Below are 6,327 nucleotides of genomic sequence, written 5' to 3'. Positions count from 1 at the left end.
CAGCTGCGCGGCGCCATCATCTGGCTGCGCAGCCTTGCCCCCGCCACATGATCACGATCCCGAACAGGCCCTAGTCGCATGAGCTGCTCCTGACGGGTGCGCCGTGGCACGGCGAGTGGGGTGATCGGCGGATACCTCGTGTCCGGCTTCGACGCCGTCGCGTGTCTGGGTCGCTATGTCCGCTGGTCGGGCAGAGGCGCGACCGGGACCGCGATTGGCTCCGGTCACCAGTGCTGAGCAGCTACGGACGCCCCCGCATGGGGACGGGTTCACAGTGCCTCCAGCACGGTTGCGTTGGCCATGCCCCCCGCCTCGCACATGGTTTGCAGCGCGTAGCGTGCGCCCCGCTGACGCATGGCGTTGACCAGTGTGGCCATCAACCGAGTGCCGCTGGCACCGAGCGGGTGTCCGAGGGCGATGGCTCCGCCGTTGACGTTGACCCTGGCCGGGTCGGCACCGGTCTCCTGCAACCACGCCAGCACTACGCTGGCGAACGCTTCGTTGACCTCGAACAGGTCGATGTCCTCGAGTCGCAATCCGGACCTGCGCAAGACTTTTTCGGTGGCGGGGATGACGCCGGTCAGCATCAGCAGCGGATCCGATCCGCAGACCGCGAAGCTGTGCAGACGGGCTTTCGGCCGCAGCCCGAGCTTGTTGGCGATCTCGCTCGATGTGATCAACACCGCCGAGGCGCCATCGTTGATGGGGCTACTGTTTCCGGCGGTCACCGACCACTGGATCTGCGGGAACCGGTCGGCCATGGCGCGGTCCTCGAAGGCCGGTCGCAGATCGGCGAGTGTCTCGAGGTTTGTACCGGGCCGGATGGATTCGTCAGTGGTGACGTTACGGCCGTCGACAGCTACTGGCACGATCTCGTCCGTGAACAAGCCTTCCGCCCTGGCCGTGGCGGCCCGCAGGTGCGAGGTGACGGCGAACGAGTCCAGGAGTTCGCGAGGCAGTGACCACTTCGCGGCGATAAGTTCCGCGCTGATGCCCTGCGGCAGCAGGCCGTCGGGATAACGGGAGGCGATGCCGGGACCGAGCGGATCGGTTCCCGGCGACACGTTGGACCACATCGGCACGCGGCTCATCGACTCGACGCCGCACGCGATGGCCAGGTCGTAGGCACCGGCCAGCACACCCTGGGCGGCAAAATGCACCGCCTGCTGGCTGCTACCGCACTGCCGGTCCACCGTGGTGGCGGGCACGCTTTCCGGCAGTCCTGCCGACAGCATCGCCCATCGGGTGGTGTTCTGCGCCTGCTCCCCGACCTGGTCGACACAGCCGCCGATCACGTCGTCGATCAGGGCCGGGTCGATGCCCGCCCGCTCGACCAGTGCCTTGATCACGCCACCGAGCAACTCGACGGGATGCACAGGGTGCAGTGCGCCGCCCGGCTTGCCCTTGCCGATCGGTGTCCGCACCGCCTCGACGATCACAGCATCACGCATACCGCCTCCAAAGTGAGTTGGAAATTCCTACCCACTGTTTCGCATAGCGGGTTGGAAATCAAGACCGACTTCTCGTGACGATCATGGCAACCGCAGGCCTGCGTCCGGGCCGGTCGCCCCGACCGGGCACTTCCTCGACCTTTCGCCCGGGCTGCTGATCGCGCCGGCCGGGCGGGCGATTGCGCAGGGGTTCCCGGCCGATGCGGAAGCGCTTGACTGAGGAGCGCGACTTCGCCCAGGCGTGGTGCTCGATGCCGCGGGACTGTACCGGCAGCGACGTCCGGAGATCAGCGGGGGAGCCCTCCGGGCTGCTTCACCCGGCCTTCACGGCCTGGCGCGGGCGATCTCGCTCCCCGGGGGCCTCCGAGGTGGGTTTGAAATCAGGATTTGCCTGGTCGAGAGAGTTGGAGAAGCAAACCGCCGTACCCTGGCTCCATGAAGGCCAAGAAGCATCCACGTCCGTGTTCGATCGCCGACGCACTCGCCGTCCTCGGTGAGAAGTATTCGCTGCTCGTGCTCCGTGAGGCCCTCCTTGGCGTGTGGCGCTTCGATGCCATCGCCCGCAACACCGGCGCACCGCGGGACATCCTGGCGGCTCGCCTGCGCCACCTCGTGGACGAGGGGGTGCTGGAGAAGGTGCGGTACAACGAGCGGCCGGAACGCTTTGAGTACCGTCCCACCGCAGCTGGTTGGGAACTTGAGCCGGTGCTGCACATCCTCAGGAGCTGGGGCGACCGGCATCTCGCCGACCGCCCCCCGATGGTCATGGAACACTCGTGCGGGGCCGCCTTGGAGCCTGTCGTCATCTGTGGGGCCTGCGGAAAGGACGCAAGTCGGAAGAATCTCACGCCACACGTCACGGCCCACGGGTGGACGACCGCCGGCCCCGTGGCCGACTGAGCTCACCGCTTCCGCGGCAGGCCTGCCCCGTCGGCGCACCGGGTGGGCGCGGTACAGGAGTTGTATCCGCCGGCTCCGCACGCAGCCAGAAGGGTTGCCTTTTCCAACTCACTGGCTTTAGGTTGATCCCCATGCAAACGCACAGCGGTGCTATCTCCCTGCTCGCCCAGGTCCAGGCGTCCCGTGTGAGTCCAGGCCGATGGGCCGCCCGAATCCCCCGGGACTGGTGGGCGTGGGCAGGGCCACATGGCGGACTGTTGGCCGCAGTGGGTCTGAACGCCACCCTCGACGTGGTCTCCGAACAGGCCGACGCACTGGTGCCGCGCGCCGTCTCCGTACGGTTCCACGGCCGTTGCGGTGACGGTCCCTTGGATGTCCGGGCGAAGGCCGAGCGAGTCAGCGCCTCCTCGACGATCGTGGCCACCGAAGTCCGTCAGGACGGGGAGGTCGTGGTGAGCAGCGTGACCACGCTGACCGCCCCGAGGCCGGGGTTGTCCCTGCAGAACACACAGGGCCCGGTTGCCGCTCCGCCCGAGGACTGCGAGGTGTTCCAGCTGCCCGCTGACCTGGTTCCCTTCGGGCGGCAGGTGGAGATCCGCCCGGCTGGTGGCGCCCTCCCGTTGACGGGCTCGGACCTGGCCGAGATGCGAGCATGGCTGCGGCTGCGGACCGCGCTCCCGGTGGATCCGACGGTCGCGGTGGTACTCGCCGACGCCCTGGCTCCCGGCATCTTTCCCCGGCTGATCGCCCCGGTGGCCGTGCCAACCGTCGAGCTCACCGTGCACTTCCACGGAAACCTGCGGTCAGCGCCGGTCGACGACTGGGTGCTCGCCGTGCAGCGCAATGTGAGCTGCGACGACGGCTGGTGCGTGGACGAGACGGAGCTGTGGTCGCGTGACGGCAAACTGCTCGCCCAGGCCCGTCAGCTCCGGCGCCTTCTGGGGGCCCCAGCCCTGGCCGCCTGACGTCCGGGGCGGCACCTCGACGGGCACGGGGGTGCTGCGACCCTGCCGAGATCTCGGCGGGAGTGACGGCCGCAGCACGGCTGCCGGCCACTCCGCGATCTCCTCCCATTCGCGCATCACGAAAAATCGTGAACCCCGTCCACGTGCCAGAGCTTCATCCAAACCCACCGAGTCATCCGCCTGACCGTCTCGCTGCACATATCCGTCAGCCGTACAACGATCATCGGGAATTCTGTGAGTTTCTCCTGACTCGCAGGAAGAGAAGAGGGGTTCACATGCGCCGGGCACTCATCACGAACGTCACCCAGTACGCGGGGCCCGGAACCGTGCCGGTGCTGCTCCGCAACGGTTACCAGGTCCTTTGTCATGACCCGTCCTTCAGGGCGCGTGGGGTCCGCGAGCGGTACGCCAAGGCTCATCCCGGTGTTGTCTGCCTCGACGCGAGCGAGCCCGAGGAGATTCACGCGGAGGCCGACGCACTGGGTGGCACCGTTGACGTCGTCATCTCCAACGACGTCCATCCGATCAGTCGTACCGCGATCGAGGACATATCCCCCGACGAACTGCGAGCGACGTTCGAGGCAGTGCTCGTCGTCCCGTTTCGCCTCGCCCAGCTCTTCCTGCCCGAAATGAAGGAACGTCGCAGCGGTTCGTTCGTTTTCGTGACCTCTGCCCGCCCCCGACGCCCAGAGCCCGGCTTTGCCACACCCACGACGATCCGCGCCGGTGCAACCGCCTTCGCCATGGCGCTGGCGAAGGAGACGGCCCGTTACGGGATTCAAGTGAACGTCGTCGCTCCGAACTACCTCTACAGCGAGATGTACTACCCACGAGCCACATACGTCGACGACCCCGCCGGCAGAGAAGCCATCGCTGAAACCGTTCCCGCAGGCAGGCTCGGCGAGCCGGAGGAAATCGGCGAGTTGATCGAGTTCCTGGCCTCCGGCCGGTCCGCTTTCACCACCGGCCAGGTGATCGACTTCACCGGGGGTTGGTCGTAGGCCGACACCGCCGACGGTGGGCTCCTGCCTCACCGTGCGTCCGAACGTACCAACGGCCTCGCCTCGTTCCGCCCTCTGTTGCGCCTGGCTGACAAACGGCAGGCCCGGATCGGACACTGATGACCTGCGCCTGATGCGAGAAACTGCGGGCGGGTGTGCGGCCTGGCTCGGGGACGAGGCAGGCGAAGTGACGGGGGTGCGAGAATGTCGGGGTCGGGGAATCGGGGGCTGTCCAGGGGGACGCTGATCCGGCAGCGCGCGCAGGCGCGGTTCGTGGGCCGGCGGGCGCAGGTGGCGCTGTTCACGGAGAACCTGGCGAAGGACCCGCAGTCCGAGGAGGATCCGGCGGAGTTTTTGTTCCATGTGCGGGGTGTGGGTGGGGTGGGGAAGTCCACGCTGCTGCGGCAGTGACAGGAGGCGGCCCGGCGGGCGGATGCGGTGACGGCGGTGGTGGACGAGAACGACGTCCACGGGGTGCAGCAGGCCCTGGCACGATGAGAGGCGGGCCTCAGCTCCAGCTCGGCGAGGGCCCGTCCTGATCCCCGTACGGCACCGGTCGGCCCGTGAACGCGTCCAAAAGGACACGGTCGCCGATCGGCCGGTCCAGCTTCACCTGCACCTCCTTGACGCGCAGGCCGGAGGCGCAGGGACCCTCCTTCGTCCCGACGACGGATGCGGACAGCACCACGCTGCCGCCCGTCTCCAGCACGTCCACGGCGGGGCCGTCGTCGCAGGATCCATGGGTGGCCGCCACGGTGACGGACTGGCCGTCCCCGGCCGCCTCGACCAGCCGGTCGAGCGGCGCCAGCTCGTCGGTGGGCACCTCCCGGGCTGGCCCGATCGGCGGCTCGGGGAGTTGCGACGGGCTGAGGGCGACCCGCTTGAGCGGAGTGTCGTAGCCCTCCAGGGTGAACAGCCAGGCCGGGACGGTCGCCGGGCCACGGCTGGTGGCCAGGGCCATCTCGCCCAGCTCCGCCCCGGTCACGGTGAGGTGCGGTCCGTCGGCGCTGTTGCGGGCCACGGTCTCGTACGCCTCTCGCGCCCCCATCAGCGGCAGCACGAGTGAGCCCCCGCTCTCCCACTTCACCTGCCCGTCCTTCTGCGCGGTGCTGGGGAGTTTGCCGCGCAGGACGAAGTTCCGGGCCGAGTAGGCCCGCTTGTCGGCCCCGTTGCGGAAGGCATTCTCGGGCAGCTGGATCACCTCTCCCATCGGGTAGTAGCCCTTGCGCCACACCTCGGTGGCCTCGGAGCCGTCCCAGGCGTCGGCGACCTGGCGGGCGCGGGCCTCCGGCTCCGGGTCGGCGTCGCGGGGTTGCGCGCCGCGGCCGTCGGCCTTCTCGCTGCCGCAGCCGGCGACGGCACCGGCTCCGACGGTGAACAGGGCGAGTGCGACAAGCAAGGTGACAGTACGTGTGGCGTCCGTACGCATGGGTCCCCCCCGGGGACTGACGGTGACGGGTGGCGGCTGTGCGGTGAGGGTGAAGGCCGTACTGCCCCTGTGACGCCCCTGCCCCGGTCCGGGTTCCGCAGTGATGGCCCCGGCAGCCGGGCGTGCGGCGAAGGGGCCCGAGCAGGGCACAGCAGGCATTCCAACGCGGACTCGCGGCCCTCACGCAATGGGTCGAACGGGAAGGCCAGCGGCCGGTGCCAAGGGGCCACAGCGAGACGATCGCGGTCGACGGCGAGGCGGAGCCGGTGGCCGTGAATCTCGGGGTGTGGGTCTCCAACACCAAGTCGAGGCGGGACAAGCTCACGGCGGAGCAGCGCGCCGCGCTCCGGGAACTGGGCATGGAATGGGCATGACGCTGGCAGCGGGCGCAGCACCGGGAGCGGAGCGTCATGCTCCCGGCCGGAGGTCGGGCCGCGCGGTATTCAGCGGTGGCCAGCGTCCGACGTGGGTTCAGCGGGCGCCGGCCAGCTCTTGAACCATAAAGACCGAGATCCGGGGGCGCCGTCCCCTGTGCGGCGCCCCCGGCCGGGTGGTGCTACGGCAGCCGCTTCTCGTAGCTC

The 6,327-nt window shown here is 68.9% G+C and carries 6 protein-coding genes and 1 pseudogene; 5 read left to right on the top strand and 2 right to left on the bottom strand.

The genetic code is table 11. The annotated features are described in order from the left end of the window. Positions 1-269: 269 nt before the first annotated feature. Complete coding sequence (locus JL475_RS37735) at positions 270-1,451, bottom strand: thiolase family protein (protein WP_202282729.1); 1,182 nt, start codon at positions 1,449-1,451, stop codon at positions 270-272. A 435-nt stretch (positions 1,452-1,886) separates the two neighbouring features. Here JL475_RS37735 and JL475_RS37730 point away from each other — a divergent pair, with 435 nt between their 5' ends. The 4 genes from JL475_RS37730 to JL475_RS37715 all read left to right on the top strand — a co-directional run bounded on the left by JL475_RS37730 (position 1,887) and on the right by JL475_RS37715 (position 4,728). Further along, positions 1,887-2,351, top strand: coding sequence for a helix-turn-helix domain-containing protein (locus tag JL475_RS37730; protein WP_202282728.1), 465 nt, complete (start codon positions 1,887-1,889; stop codon positions 2,349-2,351). A 131-nt stretch (positions 2,352-2,482) separates the two neighbouring features. After that, positions 2,483-3,316 carry an acyl-CoA thioesterase II gene (locus tag JL475_RS37725; protein WP_202282727.1) on the top strand — a complete coding sequence of 278 codons (834 nt, stop codon included), beginning with the start codon at positions 2,483-2,485 and terminating at the stop codon, positions 3,314-3,316. Between the two features lie 275 nt (positions 3,317-3,591). Continuing rightward, the gene (locus JL475_RS37720) at positions 3,592-4,317 is read left to right on the top strand and encodes an SDR family oxidoreductase (protein WP_202282726.1); all 726 of its coding nucleotides are present in this window, start codon (positions 3,592-3,594) and stop codon (positions 4,315-4,317) included. A 204-nt stretch (positions 4,318-4,521) separates the two neighbouring features. After that, positions 4,522-4,728: a hypothetical protein gene (locus tag JL475_RS37715; RefSeq protein WP_237409407.1), complete on the top strand. Its 207-nt coding sequence runs from the start codon at positions 4,522-4,524 to the stop codon at positions 4,726-4,728. Positions 4,729-4,825: 97 nt separating this feature from the next. Here the strand turns inward: JL475_RS37715 and JL475_RS37710 are convergent, their stop codons facing one another. Further along, a complete protein-coding gene (locus tag JL475_RS37710; protein WP_307825319.1) occupies positions 4,826-5,716 on the bottom strand; it encodes a hypothetical protein in 891 nt (296 codons plus the stop codon). Positions 5,717-5,877: 161 nt separating this feature from the next. Here JL475_RS37710 and JL475_RS37705 point away from each other — a divergent pair. Further along, positions 5,878-6,120 (top strand): annotated as a pseudogene (locus JL475_RS37705) (helicase associated domain-containing protein); the annotation flags it as partial. Positions 6,121-6,327: the final 207 nt, after the last annotated feature.

The organism is Streptomyces sp. M2CJ-2 (genome assembly GCF_016757295.1).
Classification (GTDB): Bacteria; Actinomycetota; Actinomycetes; order Streptomycetales; family Streptomycetaceae; genus Streptomyces.
The sequence above is the reverse complement of the archived record's forward strand: the minus strand, read 5'-3'. Positions and strand labels throughout refer to the sequence as shown.